The sequence below is a fragment of the Kitasatospora cathayae genome (assembly GCF_027627435.1).
GTDB classification, from domain to species: domain Bacteria; phylum Actinomycetota; class Actinomycetes; order Streptomycetales; family Streptomycetaceae; genus Kitasatospora; species Kitasatospora cathayae.
Genome location: NZ_CP115450.1, coordinates 2,344,542 through 2,365,103 on the forward strand (window position 1 = coordinate 2,344,542; position 20,562 = coordinate 2,365,103).

A 20,562-nucleotide genomic window follows, 5' to 3' on the forward strand; every position below is an offset into this window, starting at 1 on the left:
GGAGTGGCAGAGCGGCTCCGACCGCTTCGGCAGCGTCACGGGCTATCCCGGAGAGCGCCTCCCCGCCCCCGCCCTGCCCGGGACGACCCTCACTCCGCGCGGGAATCCCCCGGTGCCGCAGGCGGGCTGATGGGACGCCACACCGGTCAGGTCGACCGTGACGTCCGGGTGCCATGGGAGGAGTGCGACGTCCTGGTCCTGCAGGGCGAGGACCAGGGCCGAGTCGGGCAGCGCCCGGCGCAGCTCGCGCAGCAGCGCCTCGGCAGTCGGCCGGTCGAGCCCGGCGGTGGGTTCGTCGAGCAGCAGGATGCGTGGGCGGCGCAGGATCGCGCGGGCGATGGCGAGGCGGCGCCGCTGTCCTTGGGACAGGGCGCGGCCGGCGGGGCCGACCGGGGTGTCCAGGCGCAGGGCGTCGAGGCCGACCGTCGCCAGCGCGGCGCGCAGTCGCTCCGGGTTGGCGAGTGGTGCGGCCAGGCACAGGTTGGCCGATACGGTCGTGTCGGCGAGCCAGTCGTCGGCCTCGACCAGGGTGAGCACGTCGGCGACGGTCTCGGCGGGCAGGTCCGCGACGGGGGCGGCGCCCAGCCGTACCCGGCCGGAGGTGGTCGGCAGCCGTCCGGCCAACTGCCCGAGGAGGGTGGACTTCCCGCTGCCGTTGGGGCCGGTGACGACGACCAGCCGGGGAGCACGGACGGTGAACGAGAGTGGCCGCCCACCGTTGGCAGTGGGCAGGTCCACCGCGGCGAGCACCGGGCCGCCCCGCGTCGGCGCGGGCGGCTGCCGGGCGGCGGCGGTCGCGGCGAGCGGGCCCAGACGCGCAGCCGCGTCCTGGGCCTCGGCCAGCTCCTGGAGCGGCTGCGGAAGGCGCTCCAGCAGATCCCACACCGCCGCGAGCAGCAGCACCTCGCCGACGGCGTCGGCCACCGGCTGCGACCAGCCGTCTGCCTGCAGCGCGAGCAGCAGGGCGAGACCCTGGCCGAGGGCGGCGAGCAGCCGCAGGCCCAGGCGGCCCACTCGCTGCTCGGCCGCCGCGGCGGCGGCCGCCGCCTCCTCGCGTTCCAGCGCCGTCGAGACGACACCCCGGACCTGCGGCATCGCGTCCAGGCAGCGCAGTTCGTTGAAGGCGGCCCGGGCGGCGATCAGGTCCGTCCGTGCGTCGGCCCGCGCCGCGGCGGCGCTTGCGAGGTGTCGCCGGGCCCGGCGGCCGGTGCGGATCGCCCACCAGGTTCCGCCCGCGAACACGCCGAGCTCGGCCGCGCCCAGTGTCGGGCTCGCCCGCAGCAGCAGCACTTCCACCAGCACCGCGGTGACGGCGCAGCCGGCGAGTGGCGCGACGACCTGGGCGGGCAGGCCGGCCACCGTCTCGACATCGGTGGTCAGGCGGGCGAGCAGGGTTCCGTCGCGTTGGGCGCGGAGCTGACGCGCGCTCAGCTCGCTCGCGCCCCGGACCAGGCGGCTGCGCAGGGTCACGGTCGTGGCGAGGACGACCCGGTGGCTGACCAGCCGTTCGAGGTAGCGCAGCGAGGTGCGCAGCAGGGCGAGGGCGCGCACCGTCCCCGACGGGTACATCCACGACCAGGTCGTGTTGGCCAGCAGTGTCACCAGCGCGCAGGTCGTCAGGAACCAGCCGGACAGGCCCAGCAGGGCCGTCGCGCTCAGTTCCGCTGCCGCGGCCAGGGCGATGCCGACGGCCAGGTCGCGGCGGGGCGTGGAGTGGCGCAGCAGTTTCCAGGCGTTCATCGCGTCCTTCCCCGGTCCAGGCGGATCGTCCGGTCCGCGAGTGGCAGCAGTGCGGGGCTGTGGGTGGCGAGCAGCACGCTCCGGCCGCGTGTCAGTGTGCGCAGGGCCGCCACCACACGGGCCTCCGCCACCGGGTCGAGGTGGGCCGTGGGCTCGTCCAGGCAGAGCAGCGGTGCGTCCCGCAGCAGGGCCCGCACCAGGGAGAGTTGCTGGGACTGGCCGGAGGAGAGCCCGCTGCCCCGCTCGCCGAGCGGGGTGTCCAGCCCGCCCGGCAGGTCGGCGAGCAGGTCGCCGAAGCCGAGCGTGCGGAAGGCGGCGGCGAGTTCCGCGTCGCTGGCGTCCGGCCGAACCAGCAGCAGGTTCTCGCGGACGGTGCCGGGCAGCAGGTGCGCGGGCTGGCCGACCCAGGCGACCGAGCCGGGTGACGGCGGCTGCCGGGTGCCTTCCCGTTCGTGGGCGACGGTTCCGGCGGTGGGTTCGGCCAGTCCCGCGGCGACAGCGAGCAGGGTCGACTTGCCCGCGCCGCTGGGCCCGGTGACGGCGAGGAAGGCGCCGGGGGTGAGGTCGAGACTCACGTCGTCCAGCGCGAGGTCCTCCCGATCGGGGTGACGGACCGTCACTCGATCCAACCGCACGCCGACCGCGTCGCCGGTGCGCCGGTCCGGCGCGGGCCGGGCCGGTGCCACGCCCCCGCTGCCGAGGACCTCGTCGATCAGCTCCGCCGCGGCGCGGGCCTCGGCGCGGGCGTGGTAGCCGCGCGCCAGGTCCCGGGCGGGGGCGAAGTAGGCGGGGGTGAGCACCAGCACGAAGAGCGCGGTGGCCAGGCTCATCCGGCCTGGCACCAACGGCAGCTGGAGGTAGTCGAGCAGCGCCAGCCCGCAGTAGGTCGCCACCACGGCGAGGGTCCCGGTGATCAGCAGCTCGATCCAGGCGGTGGAGAGGAAGGCGACCCGCAGCACCGTCTGCGTGCGGCGGGCCAGTTCCTCGTCGTCCTCGCGCAGCGCGACCGCTGCGGTCTCCCGGGCACCCAGTCCGATCAGCGTCGGCAGGCCGCGCAGCTGGTCGAGCAGGCGCGCGCTGTGGCCGCGCACCGCCGTGAGCTGCGCGTGGACGGCGGCCTGCGTGCCCAGGCCGATGACCTTCAGGTTGGCGGGCAGCAGCGGGGTGGCGGCGACCAGGATCAGTGCCACGAACCAGCTGCGGACCGCGATGGCGGCCAGCGTCAGGCCGCTGCCCAGCAGCATGGTCGTGCGGGCGGGGACGTACTCGGTGAGCCACTCGGTCAGCCGGGCGACCTCGCCGGTCAGGGACTCGGCGAGGGCGGCGTCACCGGTGCTGGGGCGGGCGGGGCCGTGCGCCGGCAGAGCTGCGGCGAGCAGACGCTCGCGCAGGGCCGCGCGCACCCGGCGGGCGCCACGCGCGGCAGCCGCGTCGGCGGTGGCGAGCAGCGCCGACCGGACCGCCAGACCGGCCAGCACGAGCCCGGCACCGGGCAGGACCTGCACCGGGAGCCGTCCACCGTGCTGGCCGGTGAGCCCGCGCTGCGCGGCCCAGGCCAGACCCGCCGCCCATAGCACGGTACCCAGTGGGGCCAACCCGCGCAGCAGGCCCGCCCGCCGCAACTCCCGGCGGCCCGGCTCGGCCCACACGTGCAGCCGGGCCGACACTTCGTCGTCCCGGCCCCGGGCCCGCTCGTCGCCGAGCTCGGTCAGCAGGGCGGCCGAGGCGCTCATGCGCCCACCTCGCTCCGCTCGGCAGGAGCACTCGCCCACGCGCACCCTTCAATCACTCGCCCGCTCATGTCTCGGCCCCGGCGGAGTCCGCGTCGTCCGGGTCGAGATCGAAGACCCCGTCCCGCTGGTCCCGCCGGTCGCCGAGGATCCAGGCGGCCAGGGCCGTCACCGAGAGGAGGGCGATGCCCACGGGGTCGATCCAATCGGCGACGCCGCCGAAGACGTCCTGGGACACGGCCGCCAGCCCGACGCCCAGCACAGTGAGCAGCGCGCGCCGGACGATGACCACGAAGCCACCCGGCTCGGGCCGGACTCGGCGGGATTCCCCCACGCGCACCCGGAGCGGGGCGAGCGGCGCCTCGGGAGCCTGCGTGAACTTGCCGCGGAAGGCCCACCAGGCGTACGCGTTGTAGGCGAACACCACCGGCATGCACAGCCCCACGCCGACCACGAGGAAGGTCTGCGAGCTGGACGGGCTGGACGCCTGGTGCAGCGTCAGCCCAGGAGGTACGACGACCGGCGCGGTCGCGGCCACCAGCGCCAGCAGACCGCAGACCTGGGCCGCGGCCACACCCACGAAGGGCCGCCAGTCCGGCCGCCGCCCGAAGCCGTGCCAGGCCACCGCACCGGCGGCCACCGCACCGGCGACCGCGATCCAGTACAGCGTCGCGCGCACCGGCTCGTCGAACCCGAACTTCTCCGGATCGGCGACCTCCAGGCCGAACCCGAGGATCAGCGCGGCCACGGTGGTGCCCACCAGCAGCGGGCGCCCGGCCCGGCCCGCCCGCTCGCGGGCGGCGCCTTCGGTCTTGTCCTGCAGCCAGGCGGCGCCGGCCAGCAGGTAGAGCACCACCAGACCCAGCGCGCACAGCACGCTGTAGGGCGTGAGCCAGTTGAAGGCGCCGCCGCTGAACGATCCGTCACGCTGCTCCAGTCCGGAGAGCACGCCGCCGAGCACCAGGCCCTGGCAGAGGGTCGCCGCGACCGAGGACACGCCGAACAGCAGGGCCCAGCCGCGCCGGTAGCCGTCGGCGGCGCTCTGGAACTCCAGCCCCATACCGCGCAGGATGATCGAGAGCAGCATGCCGATCAGCGGCAGGTAGACCCCCGGCAGCACGGTCGCGTAGACGCCGGGCAGCCCCGCCCACAGGGCGACGCCGGCCAGCACGAGCCAGCTCTCGTTGGCGTCCCAGGCGGTGGCGATCAGCTCGCCGTACTCGCGCCGCCCCTCCCCCTTGGCGAACAGGCTGAGCATGCCGACGCCCAGGTCGTAGCCGTCCAGGACGACGTACATGCCGAGCGAGAGCAGGACGAGCGCGTAGGTGGCGTACTCAAGCAACGGAGGCCTCCGTTCCGAAGGTGGGCGTCGCGACGGCGTCCGCGGGCGCCTCGGGGCCGGCCTTGACCGTCCGGACGATGTAGCGGACCCAGATGACCAGCAGGGTCGTGTAGAGGAGCCCGAAGGCGGTCAGGGTGGTCGCGGCCTGGGCGGCGGTCAGGTGCGACAGCGCGTCGGAGGTGCGCAGCTTGCCGTAGACCACCCAGGGCTGGCGCCCGGTCTCGGCGGTGATCCAGCCACCGGTGATGGCGAGCACGCCGGCCGGTGTCATCCAGACCATCCAGCGCAGGAAGCGGCGGGAGTCGAACAGGCGCCTGCGCAGGCGCAGAACCAGCCCCGCGAGGGCCGTGGCGAACATGGCCAGGGCGGTGAAGTACATGGCGCGGAAGCCGTAGAAGGCGCTCCACATGTTGGGCCGCTGGTCGGGTGGGGTCTGCAGCAGGCCGGGTACCTCGGCCTTGCCGGTGAGGTCGTGGCCGATCACCGCGCCCAGGTGCGGGATCGTGATGCGCAGGTCGTTCGTGCCCTGGCCGGTGTCGGGGACGACGACCAGGTTGTATCCGTTGTTGTCGGTGCGCCAGTTCCCCTCGAACGCCTGCAGTTTCGCGGGCTGGTGCTGGGCCATGAAGACGGCGGTGGCGTCGCCGGCGTACAGCTGGATCGGCATCAGGACGGCGAGCACGCCGAGGGCGATGGACAGGCAGCGGCGGGCGAACGGCAGCGCGGCCCGGCGCTGCTTGACCAGGTACCAGGCGGAGATGCCGCCGACGAACCAACTCGCGCTGATCAGCACGGCCAGCAGCATGTGCGGGAAGCGGTAGGTGAAGGCCGGGTTGAGCAGGACCTCGGTCCAGTCGCCCGGGTGGAACTGGCCGGCCGTCTCGGTGTAGCCGGCCGGGTCCTGCATCCAGCTGTTGGCGGACAGGATCCACGTGGTGGACAGCAGGGTGCCGAAGGCGACCATCCAGGACGCGAAGGCCATGGTGCGCGGCTTGACCCGGCCCTCGCCGTAGAGCATGACGCCGATGAAGCCGGCCTCCAGGAAGAAGGCCGTGATGACCTCCATGCCGATGGTGACCCCGATGACGGGTCCGACCGCGTGGGCGAAGACACCCCAGTTGAGGCCGAACTCGAAGGTCATCACGGTGCCCGCGACGACGCCGAGGCCGAAGCCGACCGCGAAGATCTTCTTCCAGAAGCGGAAGATCTGCTGGTAGAGCGGGTTGCCCGTGCGCACGTAGGCGGTCTGCACGACGGCGAGCAGCACGGAGAGGCCGACCGTGAGGGCCGGGAAGGACATGTGGAAGATCGCCGTGATGGCGAACTGCCACCGGGACAGTTCTATGGCAGCCGGTGAGGCCATGAGGTCTCCGGAAGGTACGCGGAACGGGCGGGTGCGGGGATCGGGGGCGTGGGGTGATCCGCGGATCGGCGCGTGCCGGGGGGGACCACGCGGCGGGAGCGGGGGGCAGCGGGTCTGCTGGAGCAACACCTCACTCCCGGTAGAGCAGCACCGTGGCGCCGGCCAGCACCGCGCTGGCCACCAGGGCCCAGGCGATCTGACCGTGCAGCACCAGGACCGCGCCCGGCACGGCGCCGGCCAGCATGGTGGCGACCGCGAGGATCCTGCGCCGCTGGCGCGGCGCGGTGCCACCGGCCAGGCGGGAGTCGGCCGCCAGGCCGGTCAGGGTGAGGGTGAGCACCGTGGTGGTGAGGTCCGGCACGCCGAGACCGCGCACGGTGCCGTTGCGGATGCCCATCGCCACCGCCACCAGGGCGATCACGGCGTACCGCACGGATCCGTCCGCACTCCAGGCGAAGGCGACGACGGCGGCCGCACCGTGCAGCGAGACCTCCAGGACCAGGGCCGCGCGCAGCCATCGGCCGCGCCGCGTGGCGGTGTGCCGCCCCGCGAGGCGGCCGGCCAGGACCGCGCCGGCGAGGAAGGCGGCGAGCGAGGTCAGCGACCCCGCGACGGAGAACCCGGGGGCTCCGGCCAGGGCGAAGGCGATGACGACGACGTTGCCGGTCATGTTCGCCGTGAAGACATGGCCGAGGCCGAGGTAGCTCACCGCGTCGATCAGCCCGCTGACCGCGGTGAGGGCGAACAGGGCCAGCGCCAGCGGATGACGGTCGTGGACCTGTGCTCCGGGGAGCTGTGGCGGGGCGGTGCGGGGATCGCCTGCGGGCGTGGTCATGACGTCTCCTCTCCGAGTCGGCGCATCGTCAGAAGAAGCACGGGTCCAGCGGCGCCGCGCCCTGACCCGGGAGAGCGAGACCACGGGCCTCGCGCCAGGCGCGCTGCTCGTCGGAGGCCGCCGCGGCCTGCGCCACCCGCTCGGCCTGGTGGACGCCGGCGAGGCCGGGCGCGGGGGTGGCGTGGTAGCCGCCGAACCGCGTGACCGGGCTCCACGACGGCGTCACCGCGGGCAGATCGGGGGCCAGCCCCTGGTGCTCCTGGGCGCCGTGGACGATCCGGCCGCCGACCACGGTGAGCACGGCCTCGATGTGCGGGATGTCCGGCTCGGGCACGGTGAAGTAGTCCGCACTGAGGATCGCGAGGTCCGCGTAACTTCCCACGGTCAGACGGCCCTTGACATCCTCCTCACCGGTGAGCCGGGCACCGCCCAGGGTGTAGAGCTCCAGGGCCCGCTCGCGGCTGAGCCGGTTGTGGTCGGCCGCGAGCCGCCGCCCGCTGACCGCGCGGCCGGAGACCAGCCAGTGCAGGGCGACCCAGGGGTTGTAGGAGGAGACCCTGGTGGCGTCGGTGCCCGCCGCGACGGTGAGGCCGCGGCTCAGCATGGCGCGCAGCGGCGGTGCCTCGGCCGCCGCCGGGGCCCCGTAGCGGGCAACGAACGCCTCGCCCTGGAAGGACAGCCGGTTCTGCACGGAGACGGCGCCGCCCAGGGCCGCGATCCGGTCCAGGCTGTCCGGGCTCACCGTCTCCGCGTGGTCGAAGAGCCAGCGGTTGCCGTGCGGGAACAGGCCCTCGGCGGCCAGCTTCTCGAAGACGGCGAGGTCGCGGCGGATGGTCTCGTCGTACGTGGCGTGCAGCCGGAAGCCCCAACCGTTTTCCATCAGCAGCCGCACGGCCTTCTCGAACTCCGTCTCGTACGCGCCCAGGTGCGGCCGCGGCTCGGTGAAGTTCTCGAAGTCGGCCGCCGCCCAGGTGAGGTTCTCCCCCGCGCCGTTGAGGCGCAGCCAGGCGTCGCCGTCGCCGGGGCGCACGGTGTTGACCCAGCGGGTGAGGTCGTCCAGTTCCTGCCCCGCGGTCTGCGGGAAGAGGTGGTAGGCGATCCGCAGGGTCAGCTGCCCTTGCCGGGCCAGGTCCATGACGGTGCCGTAGTTCTCCGGGAAGCTCTGGAAGCCGCCGGCGGCGTCGATCGCCGAGGTGAGGCCGAAGCGGTTCAGCTCGCGCAGGAAGTGCCGGGTGGAGCCGGCCCGGTCGGCCTCGTCCAGCATCGGCGCCTTGGCCAGGGTGGAGTAGAGCAGCAGGGCGCCCGGGGCGGCGATCAGCAGGCCGGTGGGTTCGCCGTCGTGGGCGCGGACGATCTGGCCGCCGACCGGGTCCGGGGTGTCCCGGGTGAAGCCGGCTGCCCGGAGCGCGGCCCGGTTGAGCAGCGCCGACTGGTAGAGGTGCAGCACGAAGACGGGGGTGTCGGGTGCCGCGGCGTTGAGTTCGTCCAGGGTGGGCAGCCGCCGTTCGGCGAACTGGTCGGCGGACCAGCCGCCGACCACCCGCACCCACTGGCCGGGCGGGGTGCGCTCCGCCTGGACCCGGAGCATGGCGAGTGCCTGGCGCAGCGTCGGCACGCCGTCCCAGCGCAGCTCCAGGACGTAGTTGAGACCGCCGCGGATGACGTGAAGGTGCGCGTCGTTGAGTCCCGGGACGGCCCGGCGGCCGAGCGCGTCAACGACCCGGGTGTCCGGGCCGACCAGCGGGACGATGTCCGCGTCGTCACCGACCGCCTGGATCAGTCCGTCCCGGACGGCCAGGGCGGTCGCCTGGGGACGGCCCGGGTCGTTGGTGTGCACCTTGGCGTTGCGGATGACCAGGTCGGCGGGCTGGTCCGGGGTGCCGGGGCGGATGCCGGCGACGGGCATGCTGGACAACGGAGTTCCTTTCGGGCGACGGCAGCTGATGGGGTTGGCGTGCGCGGTCGAGGTGCGCGCCGGGTCAGTGGGGGCTGAGCGCGGCGGGTGGGATGAACGGCAGCGCGGGGCTGTCGGCGGGCCGCGGAGCCGCCACGGCCGCGACGGCCAGCGCCGCGAGTTCTCCCCCGGCTCGCTCGACCCGCACCGGCAGGGTGTCGGTGAGCGCGTCGCCGGTCCCGCCCCAGTCCTCGGAGGCCGCGAAGACGGCGGTCGGGGCGACGAGCGCGCGCTGGTAGGCGAAGAGCGGGCGCATCGCGTGCTCGAGTGCCAGGGAGTGGCGCGCGGTGCCGCCCGTCGCGGCGATCAGCACCGGCTTGCCCGCCAGCGCTCCGGGTTCGAGCAGGTCGAAGAACGACTTGAACAGGCCGCTGTAGGAGGCCGAGAAGACCGGCGACACGGCGATCAGCGCGTCGGCCGTGCTCACCTCCTCCAGCGCGTCGGCCAGCGCGGGCGCGGGGAAGCCGGAGAGCAGGTGGTGCGAGATGAGGGTGGCCAGCGGGCGCAACTCGTGTAGGTGTACCCGGACTTCGCGGCCGGCCCGGGTGAGGTGCGCGGTGGTGGCGTCGGCGAGCCGGTCGGCGAGCAGGCGGGTGGACGAGGGCTGGCTCAGTCCGGCCGAGACCACGGCCAGGGTGATCGGCGAGGTCGTTTCCATGATGCGGCTCCGTCGGGGTCAGGAGGCGGTGGGGACGCGGTCCCGGAGCGTGGCGTGGGTGGGTGCGTCGGGCACGGTCTCGGGCCGGCCGGCGGCGAACTCCTTGCGGAGCACGGGCACCACCTCCTCGCCGAGGATGTCGAGCTGCTCCAGCACGGTCTTCAGCGGCAGCCCGGCGTGGTCCATCAGGAACAGCTGGCGCTGGTAGTCCCCGACCACCTCGCGGAAACCCAGGGTGCGTTCGATGACCTGCTGGGGGCTGCCCACGGTCAGCGGCGTCTGCTCCGTGAACTCCTCCAGTGAGGGCCCGTGGCCGTAGACCGGAGCGTTGTCGAAGTACGGACGGAACTCGCGGACCGCGTCCTGGGAGTTGCGGCGCATGAAGACCTGCCCGCCGAGCCCGACGATCGCCTGCTCGGGCGTCCCGTGGCCGTGGTGGGCGAAGCGGGTGCGGTAGAGCTCGACCATCCGCCGGGTGTGCTCCTGCGGCCAGAAGATGTTGTTGTGGAAGAAGCCGTCACCGTAGTAGGCGGCCTGCTCGGCGATCTCCGGGCTGCGGATCGAGCCGTGCCACACGAAGGGCGGTATGCCGTCCAGCGGACGCGGGGTGGCGGTGAAGGACTGCAGCGGGGTGCGGAAGCGGCCCTCCCAGTCCACCACGTCCTCGCGCCACAACCGGTGCAGCAGCGCGTAGTTCTCCACCGCGAGCGGGAGACCCTGGCGGATGTCCTGGCCGAACCAGGGGTAGACCGGGCCGGTGTTGCCGCGCCCGAGCATCAGGTCGACCCGGCCGTCAGCGACGTGCTGCAGCATCGCGTAGTCCTCGGCGATCTTCACCGGGTCGTTGGTGGTGATCAGGGTGGTCGCGGTGGAGAGCACGATCCGCTCGGTCCGCGCGGCGATCCAGCCGAGCATGGTGGTGGGCGAGGACGGCACGAACGGTGGGTTGTGGTGCTCCCCGGTGGCGAAGACGTCGAGTCCGACCTCCTCGGCCTTGAGCGCGATGGCCAGGATCGCCTTGATGCGCTCGTGCTCGGACGGCGCCCGTCCCGTGGTGGGGTCGACCGTCACGTCGCCGACGCTGAATATCCCGAACTGCAAGGGGTGCCGCCTTTCCGCTGACCGGGCGGCCCGGTGGAGCCGCCCCGGCGAACCTAGGCAGACCGCGGTGCCCGGAGTGCCTTCGCAGCGCATCGTCGGTTGCCCCGCAGCGCACGGCGCGTGCGGCCGACCTGGGAACGCGCTGTCAGTGCAGTCTGGGAACAGTCCCGGGCGCGCAGCGAGCAGCCGCGTCGGGCCGGCGCGCATTAGCGTCGTCGAACGTGGCGCCCTGATGGCCCAGCCAGGCGCCTGCGTTCCCGTCAACTCCCCGAATGGAGAAGAACCATGGTCGACTTCGCCACGGTCCACGCCGCCCCGAGCCCCGATCTGCTCACCCCGGACAACTCGATGATGCTGTTCGTCGACCACCAGCCGCAGATGTTCTTCGGCACCGGCAGCGGTGACCGCACCTCCATCATCAATTCGACCGTCGGCCTGGCGAAGGCCGCGAAGATCTTCGACGTACCGGTGGTGCTCTCCACCGTGGCGGCGGAGTCCTTCTCCGGGCCGATCCTCCCGCAGCTGAAGGCGGTCTTCCCCGATCACGGGATCGTCGACCGGACCAGCATGAACGCCTGGGAGGACGAGGCGCTGGTCGAGGCGGTCAAGGCGACCGGCCGCAGCAAGATCATCCTGTCGGGCCTGTGGACCGAGGTCTGCCTGGTCCTGCCGGCGCTGTCGGCGCTGGAGCAGGGCTACGAGGTGTACGTGGTCGCGGACGCGTCGGGCGGTGTGAGCCCGCGGGCGCACGAGCACGCCCTGCAGCGGATGACCGCGGCCGGCGCGGTGCCGGTCACCTGGCTTCAGGTGCTGCTGGAGCTCCAGCGCGACTGGGCCCGGACCGAGACCTACGTCGCGGTGACGGACCTGGTCAAGGAGCACGGCGGCGCCTACGGCATGGGCGTCGTCTACGCCCAGGCCATGATCAACCCGCACGCCGCCGGCTGACGGGCCGCGACCGAACTCGACCGGAGTCCATCATGAACACGGGCCTTCTCCTGCTGCGGGTGGTCGCCGGCCTGCTGATCGCGGGCCACGGCGTCCAGAAGGTCAGCTTCCGCCTGGGCGGCAGCGGACTGGCGGGTGGTACCGCCGAGTTCCGCGGCGACGGCTTCCGCGGCGGGAGGCTCACCGCGCTCGCCGCGGGCGGCACCCAGATCGGGGCCGGACTGATGCTGGCGCTCGGCCTGCTCACTCCGCTGGCCGGCTCGGGTGTGATGGGCGTGATGACCGTCGCCCTCACCGTCAAGTGGCCGCACGGGCTGTGGGTGCAGCACGACGGGTACGAGTACCCCCTCGTGCTGATCGTCATCGGTGCGGTGCTGGCCGCCACCGGCCCCGGCCAGTGGTCGCTCGACGGCGCCCTCGGCCTGGCGCACTGGCCGTTGTGGTGGCTGCCGGTGGCGGTGGTCGCCGGCGTGGGCGGCGGCCTGGCCACACGGCTCGCCCTGCACCGGGCCTGACCGCGGGCAACTCCCGATCGCGTGGGCCCCGGGGCAGCTACCTGCCCCGGGGCCCACGCCCATTCGTCACCCAGGGAAGGTCGACCGGGACACAGCCGAACCAAACCGGTTCATCGAGGTCTTCACGGTGACCTCGCGGGCGGAGCTCTGTGCCCAGCACCACGTGCGCCGCACCGGGATCGACCGCGAATTCGAGCACACGGCCCGGAAGTCCGTGCCGAGCGAGCCAGTCGTGACACACGCCGTGCCGGCCCGGGAATGGGCCGGGCCCGGGCCGGCGTGCGCCCGCCGGAGCCGCCACGCCGGTGTGCGGTGACTCAGAGGCCGAACCGGGCACGGTGGGAGGCGGGGACCAGATCGGCGTACTCGGGGTGCTTGGTGATCCACCCGCGGATGAAGGGGCAGTAGGGCAGCACGGCGAGCCCCTGCTCGCGCGCCGCGTCCAGCGCGGCACGCGCCAGCCCGCCGGCCAGTCCCCGGCCCTCGAAGCGCGGGTCGATCTCGGTGTGGATGAAGGCGATCTCGTCGCCGGAGCGGTGGTACTCGGCGAAGCCGGCGAGTTCGCCACCGTCGTGGATCTCGAACCGGGACTTGTCGGCGTTGTCGCTGACGAGCTGCTCCATCGTTCCTCCTGCGGGGTGTGGTCGACCGCCTCGGGAATGGGCGGCACCTGATCGTTGACGGCCGGATCGCGGCGACACCGGGAGCATAGTTTAAGAATAAACATTTGTCCCCCTGGCATCGCACGGCTCCCGTCGACGGCCAACCTAGCCACGAACCAAGGTGCCGCCGGCTGGGACGGCGCTCGGACGGCACTCCGTACCTCCTGGGGACAGCCCTGAGCACGCGGAGAACACGCCGACCCGGTCGGGCTGCCTAGCGTCGTTCAGGGGCCGGACCTGCCCAACGCAGGCCTGCCGGTGCATGACCAGAGACGGCGTGAGGGAACGGGCGAAGAGATGAGCGGAACCGACGAGTTCGACCTCGTGGTGCTGGGTGCCGGTCCGACCGGGGAGAACCTCGCCGATCGCGCGCGGGCCGGCGGGCTGAGCGTGGCGATCGTCGAACGCGAGCTCGTGGGCGGCGAGTGCTCGTACTGGGCGTGCATGCCGAGCAAGGCGCTGCTCCGGCCGCCGGCCGCGCTGCGGGAGGCGCAGCGGCTGCCGGGCGCGCGGGCGGCGGTCGGGGACGGGCTGGATGCCGACGCGGTGCTGCGGCGCCGGGACGACTTCGCCTCGCTGTGGCGGGACGACGGCCAAGTGGCCTGGCTGGAGTCCGCCGGGATCACGCTGGTCCGCGGGCACGGCCGGCTGGACGGCGAGCGACGGGTCGTGGTGGACGTCCCCGGCGGGGGCCGCCGCATCCTGACCGCACGTCACGCCGTGGCCGTCTGTACCGGCACCGGTGCAGCCCTGCCCGACCTGCCGGGCATCGAGCACACGGGTGTGTGGACCAGTCGCGAGGCGACCAGCGCACCCGAGGCCCCCGGCCGGCTGGCCGTCGTCGGCGGCGGCGTCGTCGCCGTGGAGATGGCCACGGCCTGGAGCGCGCTGGGCAGCCGGGTGACCCTGCTGGTCCGGGAACAGGCCCTCCTGCCGCGACTGGAGCCCTTCGCCGGTCAGCTGGTGGCCGAGGCGCTTCGGGAGTCCGGGGTCGACCTGCGGTTCGGGGCGTCGGTGACCGGCCTGGCCCGGGACGGCGAGGTCGTCCTGGACCTCGGCGAGCATGGCGAACTGCGGGCCGACGAGGTGCTGTTCGCCACCGGACGGCGGCCCGCGACCGGCGATCTGGGGCTGGAGACGGTCGGGCTGGAGCCCGGCGGATGGATCGAGGTGGACGACACCGGGCTGGCCGTGGGCGTGGCCGGCGGCTGGCTCTACGCGGCCGGCGACGTCAACCGCCGCGCGCTGCTGACCCATCAGGGCAAGTACCAGGGCCGGGTCTTCGGCGCGGTGATCGCCGACCGGGCGGCCGGCCGTGAACTCGACCTCGCGCCCTGGGGGCGCAGCGTCGCGACCGCCGACCGGACGGCCGTGCCCCAGGTGGTCTTCACCGACCCGGAGGTCGCCTCGGTCGGCCTCACCCTCGCCGAGGCAACCGCGACCGGCCGGCGCGTGCGGGCCGTCGACTACCGAATCGGCAACGTGGCGGGGGCCGCGCTGTACGCCGACGGGTACCGCGGGCAGGCCAGGGCCGTCATCGACCTGGACCGGGAGACCGTGGTGGGGGCGACCTTCGTCGGATCCGCGGTCGCGGAACTGCTCCACTCGGCGACCGTCGCCGTCGCCGGGGAGGTACCGCTCAGCCGGCTCTGGCACGCGGTACCCGCCTACCCGACCATCAGCGAGGTCTGGCTGCGCCTGCTGGAGGCCTGGCGCGGCTGAGGAAGAAGTCGCAGAGCAAGCGGACGGCCGTCCTGTCGGCGGTCGTCCCGAGGACACGAAGTACCGAGAGCAAGGAGCGAAATGATGGTGGCTGCAACGAGAGAAGACGAGCGGCCGGGCGGGCCGGACCCGACGGTGGCCGGGATCGAGACGCCCACGGGCACGGATCCGGTGGCCGGTACCGGAGCCGAGCCGGACCTGCACGCCATGACACGGATCACGCTGCGGCCCATCGCCTCGCCGATGCCCCTGGGCTTCTTCACGGTGGCCATCTCCTCCGTTGTGATCGGAAGCCTGCAGCTCGGCCTGATCGACAGTGCGAACCGGCAGGCCGTGGCGCTCACGGTCTTCTCCGCCTTCGTGCTCCAACTACTGGTCAGCGTCCTCGCGTTCGGCGCCCGTGACGTCATCGCGGCGACGCTGATGGGCGGATTCGCCGGCGCCTGGCTGGCCAACGGCCTGGTCACGTCGGCGGACGCCCACGGCGGGGCGCAGGTGCTCGGTGTGATGAACCTGGCGTTCACGGTCTTCGCCGCGCTGATGGCATCGGTGGCCAAGCCGAAGAAGGTGCTGTGGCTGCTCCTGCTGATCGCCGTACCGCGCTACTTCGTCGCCGGCGTCTACGGCCTCTCGGGCGCGGCCTGGCTGGGCCACACCGCCGGGGCACTCGGCTTGCTCCTCGCGGCGGTCGCGATGTACGCCGCCTACGCCCTGATGCTGGAGGAGCTCCGAGGCAGGGAGGCCCTGTGGATCGGACGCAGCGGTCCCGTGCGGGACGCCATGCACGCGGGACTGGCCGATCAGCTGAACCGGCTGGAACAGCATGCGGGTGTGCGCCGGACCCTGTAGTCGGTGGCCCGTCCGACCGCCCGGATCGATCTGACGGCGTTTCGTCCACGGCCTGCGGAGTCCGCGCCCCCGGAGTGGGTGGACGGCACGAAGAAGTGCCGGGCCCGCCGACGAACGGACCCGGCACCGAGCGGGCCGGGCCCGCCCCACAACGGGCCCGGCCCGCGCTCACGCCCCGGTCTCGGGGGTGACCACCAGGTGCTCGGCGAGGAACCAGACCTGGGTCTCGCCGGTTCGGATGATCTGGGAGACCAGGAGGTCCTGGGTACCGTCGTCGCCGAGCTCCGCCGTGCGGGTGGCGGCGTCGCGGACGTCGGCGAGGATGGTCTCGTGGGCGTCGAGCAGGCGCGAGAGCATCGAGTGCACGCCCTCCACGCCGTCCGGCGGGCGCGGCACCCCGGTGATCAGCGCGGCGTGCCGGGGGTCGCCCACGGCGACGCCACCGAGCGTCTGGACCCGTTCGGCGAGCGCGTCGACCAGCTCCAGCTGCTCCTGGGCATGCTTGTCGAAAAGCAGGTGCAGCTGGTAGGCGGTCGGCCCGCGCATGCCCCAGTGGCACTTCTTGTACAGCGAGTACAGGAACTGGGTGTCCGCGAGGACGCGGTTGAGCCGCTGGCACGAGTACTGCCGGGCGTCGTGGGAGAGCGCGATCGGCAGCTGGGTGACGGTCCCGAACTCCTGGATCTCCGCGCCGTGTTGGTGGAGGTGTGGCTGGCTGTTCATGGTGCTCCTGGGAATGGCTGGGCTGTTCGGGGATCAGGCTAGGAACGCGCGGGCCCCCGGCTTGTTCCGACGGCGCACCGCCTGCGTTCTTTCCGTGCACCCGCACGGGAGTCGGGCCCGGGTGAGTCGCCGGGCAACCGGAGCACTCTCGGACGACACCGGGTGCTCTCCGAGGCAACAAGCCGGCGGCGGCCGCCCCTAGCGTGAGCCCCATCGCAGCCAACCGCTGACCGAGAGATAGGAAGAACCATGCCGTTCATCACCGTTGGCCAGGAGAACTCCACCTCCATCGACCTCTACTACGAGGACCACGGCACCGGGCAGCCCGTCGTCCTCATCCACGGATTCCCGCTGAGCGGACACTCCTGGGAGCGGCAGAGCGCCGAACTGCTGGACGCCGGCTACCGGGTCATCACCTACGACCGGCGCGGCTTCGGTCAGTCCTCGCAGCCGACCACCGGCTACGACTACGACACCTTCGCCGCGGACCTCAACACCGTGCTGGAGACCCTCGACCTGCACGACGCCGTGCTGGTCGGCTTCTCGATGGGCACCGGCGAGGTCGCCCGCTACGTGTCCACCTACGGTTCGGCCCGCGTCGCCAAGGTCGCCTTCCTCGCCTCCCTGGAGCCGTTCCTGCTGAAGACCGACGACAACCCGGACGGCGTCGCCACGAAGGACTTCTTCGACGGCATCGTCGCCGCCGTGAAGGCCGACCGGTACGCCTACTACACCGCCTTCTACCAGGACTTCTACAACCTGGACGAGAACCTCGGCAGCCGGATCAGCGAGGAGGCCGTCCGCAACAGCTGGGACGTCGCGGCGAGCGGCGGCTCCTTCGCCGCCTCGGCCGCCCCGACCACCTGGTACACGGACTTCCGCGCGGACATCCCGCGCATCGACGTCCCCACCCTGATCCTGCACGGCACCGGCGACCGCATCCTGCCCGTGGAGAACACCGCCCGGCCGTTCCACCGCGCGCTGCCCTCCGCCGAGTACGTGGAGATCGAGGGCGCGCCGCACGGCCTGCTGTGGACCCACGCCGAGGAGGTCAACACCGCGCTGCTCGCCTTCCTCGCGAAGTGACCCGGGCGGCCGCCCTCCCCCGACGGCGGCCGTCCGCCCCGTCGTCGGTACCGCCGTCGCCGGTCCCAGGCCCAGCCGGCGACGGCGGTACCGACCACTGACCCGCGCCCGGCGCCCGTTCCCCACGGGCGCCGGGCGCGCACCACGACCAGGAGGTCCCGTGAAGCTTCGATTCGCCCGACGCGTGGTCCCGTTGGTGACGGCGGTCGCCGCACTGGCGGCGGTCCCCACCGCCTCGGCCACCCAGAGCAGCCCGGCGAAGCCGCCGGGCACGCACCTGGACTTCGCCGTCGGCCCGCAGTACGACACCACCCACGTGTACGTTTCGCCGGGCACCGAGCAGGCCTTCGTGACCAGTTGGACGTCCACCTTCGGCGGCACCACGATCGGCCCGGTCTCCACCCAGGTGACCCCGACACCCAGCCGGACGCTGTCCGAACTGATCGTCTCGCCGGTCGGCACGCTGTCGGTGTTCGACTACACCACGCCCGTGCCGTACCCGTTCGGCACCGAGCGCACCGGCTGGCTGGTGACCGACCTCGACCAGGCGGTCCGAACCGCCCGGGCCGACGGCGCGGCCGTCACCGTGGCGCCGTTCGCCGACCCGATCGGCCGGGACGCCGTCGTCCAGTTCCCCGGCGGGGTCAACGCCCAGCTGTACGTCCACACGACCGCGCCGTCCTACCCCGCCCCGGCGAGCGTGCCGGAGAACCGGATCTACCTGCCGCCGGACTCCGTCCGCGCCTTCTTGGACAGCTACCTCGCCTTCACCCGGGGCCGCGTCGTCTCCGACGACCGGCGGGCCGACGGCGCCGCCATCGGCCTGCCCGGGACGACGTACCGGCTGATCCGGCTCACCTCCGGCTTCGGCGCCACCACCGTCGCGGTGACGGACGGCCACCTGCCCCACCCGTTCGGCCTGGAGACCACCGGCTACGGCGTACCGGACCTCGGCGCGACCCTGGGCCGGGCCAGGGCGGCCGGCGCGACCGTGCTGTCGGGGCCGGTCCGCGCGGACGGACGGGAGAGCGCGATGGTCCGGTTCCCGGGCGGCTACGTCGCGGAGATCCACGCCGGCCGCTGACCCCCCGGACCATGCCCGGCGCTGCACCGCCCGTCCTCACCAGGACCGGCGGTGCAGCGCCATGTGCACGGTGCCGACTATCTGTGACAACGCGGCCCGGGCGGTGCCCGCCGGGCAACACGCGCCGAGCGGCGGCACCCGCAGAGCGTGTCCTCACCCGCCCCCGGAGACACTTCGGCCGGGCTTCGGGGGTACGGCGGCCGTTCGGATGGCACCGGGTGGAGGGATCAGGAGGCGGAGTGGATTCCCTCGGTCCGGGTGGCGTAGGCCTGCCACTCGCGGGGCGAGACGCCGAAGGCGTCGCGGAACGCCCGGCTGAAGTGGGAGTGGCTGACGAAGCCCCAGCGGTGCGCGACGGCGGACACACTGGCCTGCCGACGGGACGGGCGCCCCAGCTCCCGACGGCAGGCCTCCAGCCGACGCCGTCGCACCCACTGGCCCACGGTCATCCCGTCCTGCTGGAAGAGCTTGTGGAGGTAGCGCACCGAGATGTGGTGCGAGCGGGCGATCGATCTGGGCGAGAGGTTCGGGTCGGCGAGGTTCTGCTCGATGTGGGCGCGGATCCGGGACAGCAACTCGGTCGCGCCGTTGGGGTGTTCCGGGTCCTCCCGGGCGAGCAGCTCGGTCACCAGGATGGCGACGATGTCGGAGGCACTGAGCGCGAGGTGGTGGCCTGGCCGGGCCCGGTGGGCCCGCGCCTGGGTGGCCAGGATGCGGAGGAACTGGAAGGCGAGCGAGCCGATCCCCTCGTTCCCCCGCGCCACCAGCCCGCCCGCGCGCCGGACATCGCCCTGCCGGACGCCCAGGTAGAAGCAGGGGATGCGGAAGCGGACCATCCGGCACTCGGAGTCCTGCAACAGGCCCGCCGGGTGGGGGGTGGCACTGATCAGCAGGTCCCCCGGGGCCAGCACGGTGCTGGCCGCGCCGCGTCGAACGGAGGCCGCACCGTGGACGTGCAGGGCGACGTAGAGGCAGTCCTCGGGATCGGTTCCGGGCGGCGGCGAGAGGATGTCGATGCAGCCGTTGCCGCCGCCGCGGGCGACCTGGTCGAGCAGGTGGGTTTCGGCTTCGGGCGCGGGGGTTTCGAGCATGGGCGAGGGACCCGACTGGTTCACGGGAAACTCCGACCGGTTGGAAGTGGTGCTGTGCGGATGCTGGCGAGGGCGGCTCGCCGCACGGCGGGGCGGCGGCGCCGGCAACGGGGCGCTCAGGAGGGGAAGTTCTTCTGGCGCCATTCATACAAGGAGTGGAACGGCTGGACAAACATTCAACAAACCGAGGTTCCAGCGGCTCCACCCGACCCGGACGACGCCCATGCCGAGTGGCACCCACTCCTCGGAGAAGGCCTTGACGGCACCTGGAGCGGAAGACCAAAGAGCTTGCAGGGCAGCTAAGTTCGGCCACTGGCACCGGAGCGACGACGGTCGGTGGGACCGCCTGACCGCGCCGCTCCCCGACACCGGGCACGCCCGCGACGAACCCGCTTCCCGCCCGGCCCGGCGGCCGGGAAGGTGCACGGGCCGTCACGTCGCCGTGCACCACCAGAACATCCCCGCCGCCCCCCTTTCCTAGCCTGGACGGCGGATCCGCCGCCTCCGTGTCCACGGCGGTTCCCGGGGGCGAGGCGGGACCACTGCGCCACCCCGCGCGGCCCCACCCACCCACCTCCCGCGCACCGGCGCCCGGCACCCGCCCCGACAACGACCCCGATACCGACCCAGGAGAATCCATTGCCTGCCCACCAGTCGCGGCCCAGCTCCTCCCAGCCCCGCCCGGAGGCCGCCTGCACCGAGATCCTCCTCGACGCCCGACTCGTCCTGGGCGAGCACGAGTCCTTCGACGTCCCCGTGCGCCTGGGCTACCGCAGCGACGACCCGATCGCCGTCGCGCTCGAGTTCCTCGGCCCGGCCGCCGAGGCGGGCGTCTGGCAGTTCTCCCGCGACCTCCTCTGGGAGGGACTGCAGCGGCCGGCCGGCCACGGCGACGTCAGGATCTGGCCCCCCTGCACCTGCCACGGCCGGGCGGCCCTGCGCGTCATGCTCCGCAACCGCGACGAGGTCGTCCTGATCGACCTCCCGTCCCGTCAGGTGCGTCGCTGGCTCCGCCGGGAGACCTTCGCCCTCGTCCCCCCGGGTACCGAAGCCGACGCGATCGACTGGGACGCCGTGCTGCCCGGCCACACCGGCTGAGGGTCCCGCTGCCACCACCTGCGGTGCAGCGGCCGACCACCACCGCGTACCCTCTGGAAGC

18 protein-coding genes are annotated in these 20,562 nt (G+C 73.3%); 7 read left to right on the forward strand and 11 right to left on the reverse strand.

Annotated features, from left to right (window positions below; all coding sequences use genetic code 11):
• Nucleotides 1-42 precede the first annotated feature (42 nt).
• From O1G21_RS41365 to O1G21_RS10500, 8 genes are all read right to left on the reverse strand, one after another.
• Entirely contained in the window at nucleotides 43-1,740 is a 1,698-nt protein-coding gene (locus O1G21_RS41365) for an ATP-binding cassette domain-containing protein (protein WP_405000620.1), read from the reverse strand.
• Complete coding sequence (locus tag O1G21_RS10470) at nucleotides 1,737-3,473, reverse strand: ABC transporter ATP-binding protein/permease (RefSeq protein WP_270142733.1); 1,737 nt, start codon at nucleotides 3,471-3,473, stop codon at nucleotides 1,737-1,739. The genes O1G21_RS41365 and O1G21_RS10470 overlap by 4 nt, the downstream gene beginning before the upstream one ends.
• A 64-nt stretch (nucleotides 3,474-3,537) precedes the next feature.
• Nucleotides 3,538-4,812 (reverse strand): cytochrome d ubiquinol oxidase subunit II, encoded by a 1,275-nt coding sequence (locus O1G21_RS10475; RefSeq protein WP_270142735.1) that lies wholly within the window; start codon nucleotides 4,810-4,812, stop codon nucleotides 3,538-3,540.
• Nucleotides 4,805-6,175: a cytochrome ubiquinol oxidase subunit I gene (locus O1G21_RS10480; RefSeq protein ID WP_270142737.1), complete on the reverse strand. Its 1,371-nt coding sequence runs from the start codon at nucleotides 6,173-6,175 to the stop codon at nucleotides 4,805-4,807. The genes O1G21_RS10475 and O1G21_RS10480 overlap by 8 nt, the downstream gene beginning before the upstream one ends.
• 130 nt (nucleotides 6,176-6,305) lie before the next feature.
• The gene (locus O1G21_RS10485) at nucleotides 6,306-7,010 is read right to left on the reverse strand and encodes a YoaK family protein (protein WP_270142739.1); all 705 of its coding nucleotides are present in this window, start codon (nucleotides 7,008-7,010) and stop codon (nucleotides 6,306-6,308) included.
• Between the two features lie 28 nt (nucleotides 7,011-7,038).
• A complete protein-coding gene (locus O1G21_RS10490) occupies nucleotides 7,039-8,916 on the reverse strand; it encodes an amidohydrolase (protein WP_270150898.1) in 1,878 nt (625 codons plus the stop codon).
• Between the two features lie 73 nt (nucleotides 8,917-8,989).
• Nucleotides 8,990-9,622 carry an FMN reductase gene (locus O1G21_RS10495; protein WP_270142740.1) on the reverse strand — a complete coding sequence of 211 codons (633 nt, stop codon included), beginning with the start codon at nucleotides 9,620-9,622 and terminating at the stop codon, nucleotides 8,990-8,992.
• Nucleotides 9,623-9,640: 18 nt separating this feature from the next.
• Nucleotides 9,641-10,723, reverse strand: coding sequence for an LLM class flavin-dependent oxidoreductase (locus O1G21_RS10500; protein ID WP_270142742.1), 1,083 nt, complete (start codon nucleotides 10,721-10,723; stop codon nucleotides 9,641-9,643).
• Nucleotides 10,724-11,008: 285 nt separating this feature from the next.
• Between O1G21_RS10500 and O1G21_RS10505 the strand changes: the two genes are divergently transcribed.
• Together O1G21_RS10505 and O1G21_RS10510 are read left to right on the forward strand one after the other, a co-directional pair.
• Entirely contained in the window at nucleotides 11,009-11,671 is a 663-nt protein-coding gene (locus O1G21_RS10505; protein WP_270142743.1) for a hydrolase, read from the forward strand.
• Between the two features lie 32 nt (nucleotides 11,672-11,703).
• Nucleotides 11,704-12,186, forward strand: a complete 483-nt coding sequence (locus tag O1G21_RS10510; RefSeq protein ID WP_270142745.1) for a DoxX family protein — start codon at nucleotides 11,704-11,706, stop codon at nucleotides 12,184-12,186.
• 317 nt (nucleotides 12,187-12,503) lie between these two features.
• On the opposite strand, the gene O1G21_RS10515 is transcribed toward O1G21_RS10510, so the two are convergent.
• Nucleotides 12,504-12,809 carry a GNAT family N-acetyltransferase gene (locus O1G21_RS10515; RefSeq protein WP_270142747.1) on the reverse strand — a complete coding sequence of 102 codons (306 nt, stop codon included), beginning with the start codon at nucleotides 12,807-12,809 and terminating at the stop codon, nucleotides 12,504-12,506.
• 336 nt (nucleotides 12,810-13,145) lie between these two features.
• On the opposite strand from O1G21_RS10515, the gene O1G21_RS10520 reads away from it, so the two are divergent.
• On the forward strand, nucleotides 13,146-14,570 hold the full coding sequence (locus O1G21_RS10520; RefSeq protein ID WP_270142748.1) for a dihydrolipoyl dehydrogenase family protein: 1,425 nt from the start codon (nucleotides 13,146-13,148) through the stop codon (nucleotides 14,568-14,570).
• Nucleotides 14,571-14,651: 81 nt separating this feature from the next.
• Nucleotides 14,652-15,419, forward strand: coding sequence for a GPR1/FUN34/YaaH family transporter (locus O1G21_RS10525; RefSeq protein ID WP_270142750.1), 768 nt, complete (start codon nucleotides 14,652-14,654; stop codon nucleotides 15,417-15,419).
• Nucleotides 15,420-15,587: 168 nt separating this feature from the next.
• On the opposite strand, the gene O1G21_RS10530 is transcribed toward O1G21_RS10525, so the two are convergent.
• Nucleotides 15,588-16,142, reverse strand: a complete 555-nt coding sequence (locus tag O1G21_RS10530; RefSeq protein ID WP_270142752.1) for a Dps family protein — start codon at nucleotides 16,140-16,142, stop codon at nucleotides 15,588-15,590.
• 249 nt (nucleotides 16,143-16,391) lie between these two features.
• Between O1G21_RS10530 and O1G21_RS10535 the strand changes: the two genes are divergently transcribed.
• The gene (locus O1G21_RS10535) at nucleotides 16,392-17,228 is read left to right on the forward strand and encodes an alpha/beta fold hydrolase (RefSeq protein WP_270142754.1); all 837 of its coding nucleotides are present in this window, start codon (nucleotides 16,392-16,394) and stop codon (nucleotides 17,226-17,228) included.
• A gap of 160 nt (nucleotides 17,229-17,388) precedes the next feature.
• Nucleotides 17,389-18,312: a VOC family protein gene (locus O1G21_RS10540; RefSeq protein WP_270142756.1), complete on the forward strand. Its 924-nt coding sequence runs from the start codon at nucleotides 17,389-17,391 to the stop codon at nucleotides 18,310-18,312.
• 227 nt (nucleotides 18,313-18,539) lie between these two features.
• Here the strand turns inward: O1G21_RS10540 and O1G21_RS10545 are convergent, their stop codons facing one another.
• Nucleotides 18,540-19,403 carry a helix-turn-helix domain-containing protein gene (locus O1G21_RS10545; RefSeq protein WP_270142758.1) on the reverse strand — a complete coding sequence of 288 codons (864 nt, stop codon included), beginning with the start codon at nucleotides 19,401-19,403 and terminating at the stop codon, nucleotides 18,540-18,542.
• Between the two features lie 639 nt (nucleotides 19,404-20,042).
• Between O1G21_RS10545 and O1G21_RS10550 the strand changes: the two genes are divergently transcribed.
• The gene (locus tag O1G21_RS10550; protein ID WP_270142760.1) at nucleotides 20,043-20,501 is read left to right on the forward strand and encodes an SsgA family sporulation/cell division regulator; all 459 of its coding nucleotides are present in this window, start codon (nucleotides 20,043-20,045) and stop codon (nucleotides 20,499-20,501) included.
• Nucleotides 20,502-20,562 lie beyond the last annotated feature (61 nt).

What these genes read in the sequence shown, in the direction of transcription:
- O1G21_RS10485 (WP_270142739.1), bottom strand. Translation starts at nt 7,010, where the DNA reads ATGACCACGCCCGCAGGCGATCCCCGCACCGCCCCGCCACAGCTCCCC.
- O1G21_RS10470 (WP_270142733.1), bottom strand. Translation starts at nt 3,473, where the DNA reads ATGAGCGCCTCGGCCGCCCTGCTGACCGAGCTCGGCGACGAGCGGGCC.
- O1G21_RS10525 (WP_270142750.1), top strand. Translation starts at nt 14,652, where the DNA reads ATGATGGTGGCTGCAACGAGAGAAGACGAGCGGCCGGGCGGGCCGGAC.
- O1G21_RS10520 (WP_270142748.1), top strand. Translation starts at nt 13,146, where the DNA reads ATGAGCGGAACCGACGAGTTCGACCTCGTGGTGCTGGGTGCCGGTCCG.
- O1G21_RS10505 (WP_270142743.1), top strand. Translation starts at nt 11,009, where the DNA reads ATGGTCGACTTCGCCACGGTCCACGCCGCCCCGAGCCCCGATCTGCTC.
- O1G21_RS10545 (WP_270142758.1), bottom strand. Translation starts at nt 19,403, where the DNA reads ATGCTCGAAACCCCCGCGCCCGAAGCCGAAACCCACCTGCTCGACCAG.
- O1G21_RS10510 (WP_270142745.1), top strand. Translation starts at nt 11,704, where the DNA reads ATGAACACGGGCCTTCTCCTGCTGCGGGTGGTCGCCGGCCTGCTGATC.
- O1G21_RS10490 (WP_270150898.1), bottom strand. Translation starts at nt 8,916, where the DNA reads ATGCCCGTCGCCGGCATCCGCCCCGGCACCCCGGACCAGCCCGCCGAC.
- O1G21_RS10515 (WP_270142747.1), bottom strand. Translation starts at nt 12,809, where the DNA reads ATGGAGCAGCTCGTCAGCGACAACGCCGACAAGTCCCGGTTCGAGATC.
- O1G21_RS41365 (WP_405000620.1), bottom strand. Translation starts at nt 1,740, where the DNA reads ATGAACGCCTGGAAACTGCTGCGCCACTCCACGCCCCGCCGCGACCTG.
- O1G21_RS10495 (WP_270142740.1), bottom strand. Translation starts at nt 9,622, where the DNA reads ATGGAAACGACCTCGCCGATCACCCTGGCCGTGGTCTCGGCCGGACTG.
- O1G21_RS10535 (WP_270142754.1), top strand. Translation starts at nt 16,392, where the DNA reads ATGCCGTTCATCACCGTTGGCCAGGAGAACTCCACCTCCATCGACCTC.
- O1G21_RS10480 (WP_270142737.1), bottom strand. Translation starts at nt 6,175, where the DNA reads ATGGCCTCACCGGCTGCCATAGAACTGTCCCGGTGGCAGTTCGCCATC.
- O1G21_RS10530 (WP_270142752.1), bottom strand. Translation starts at nt 16,142, where the DNA reads ATGAACAGCCAGCCACACCTCCACCAACACGGCGCGGAGATCCAGGAG.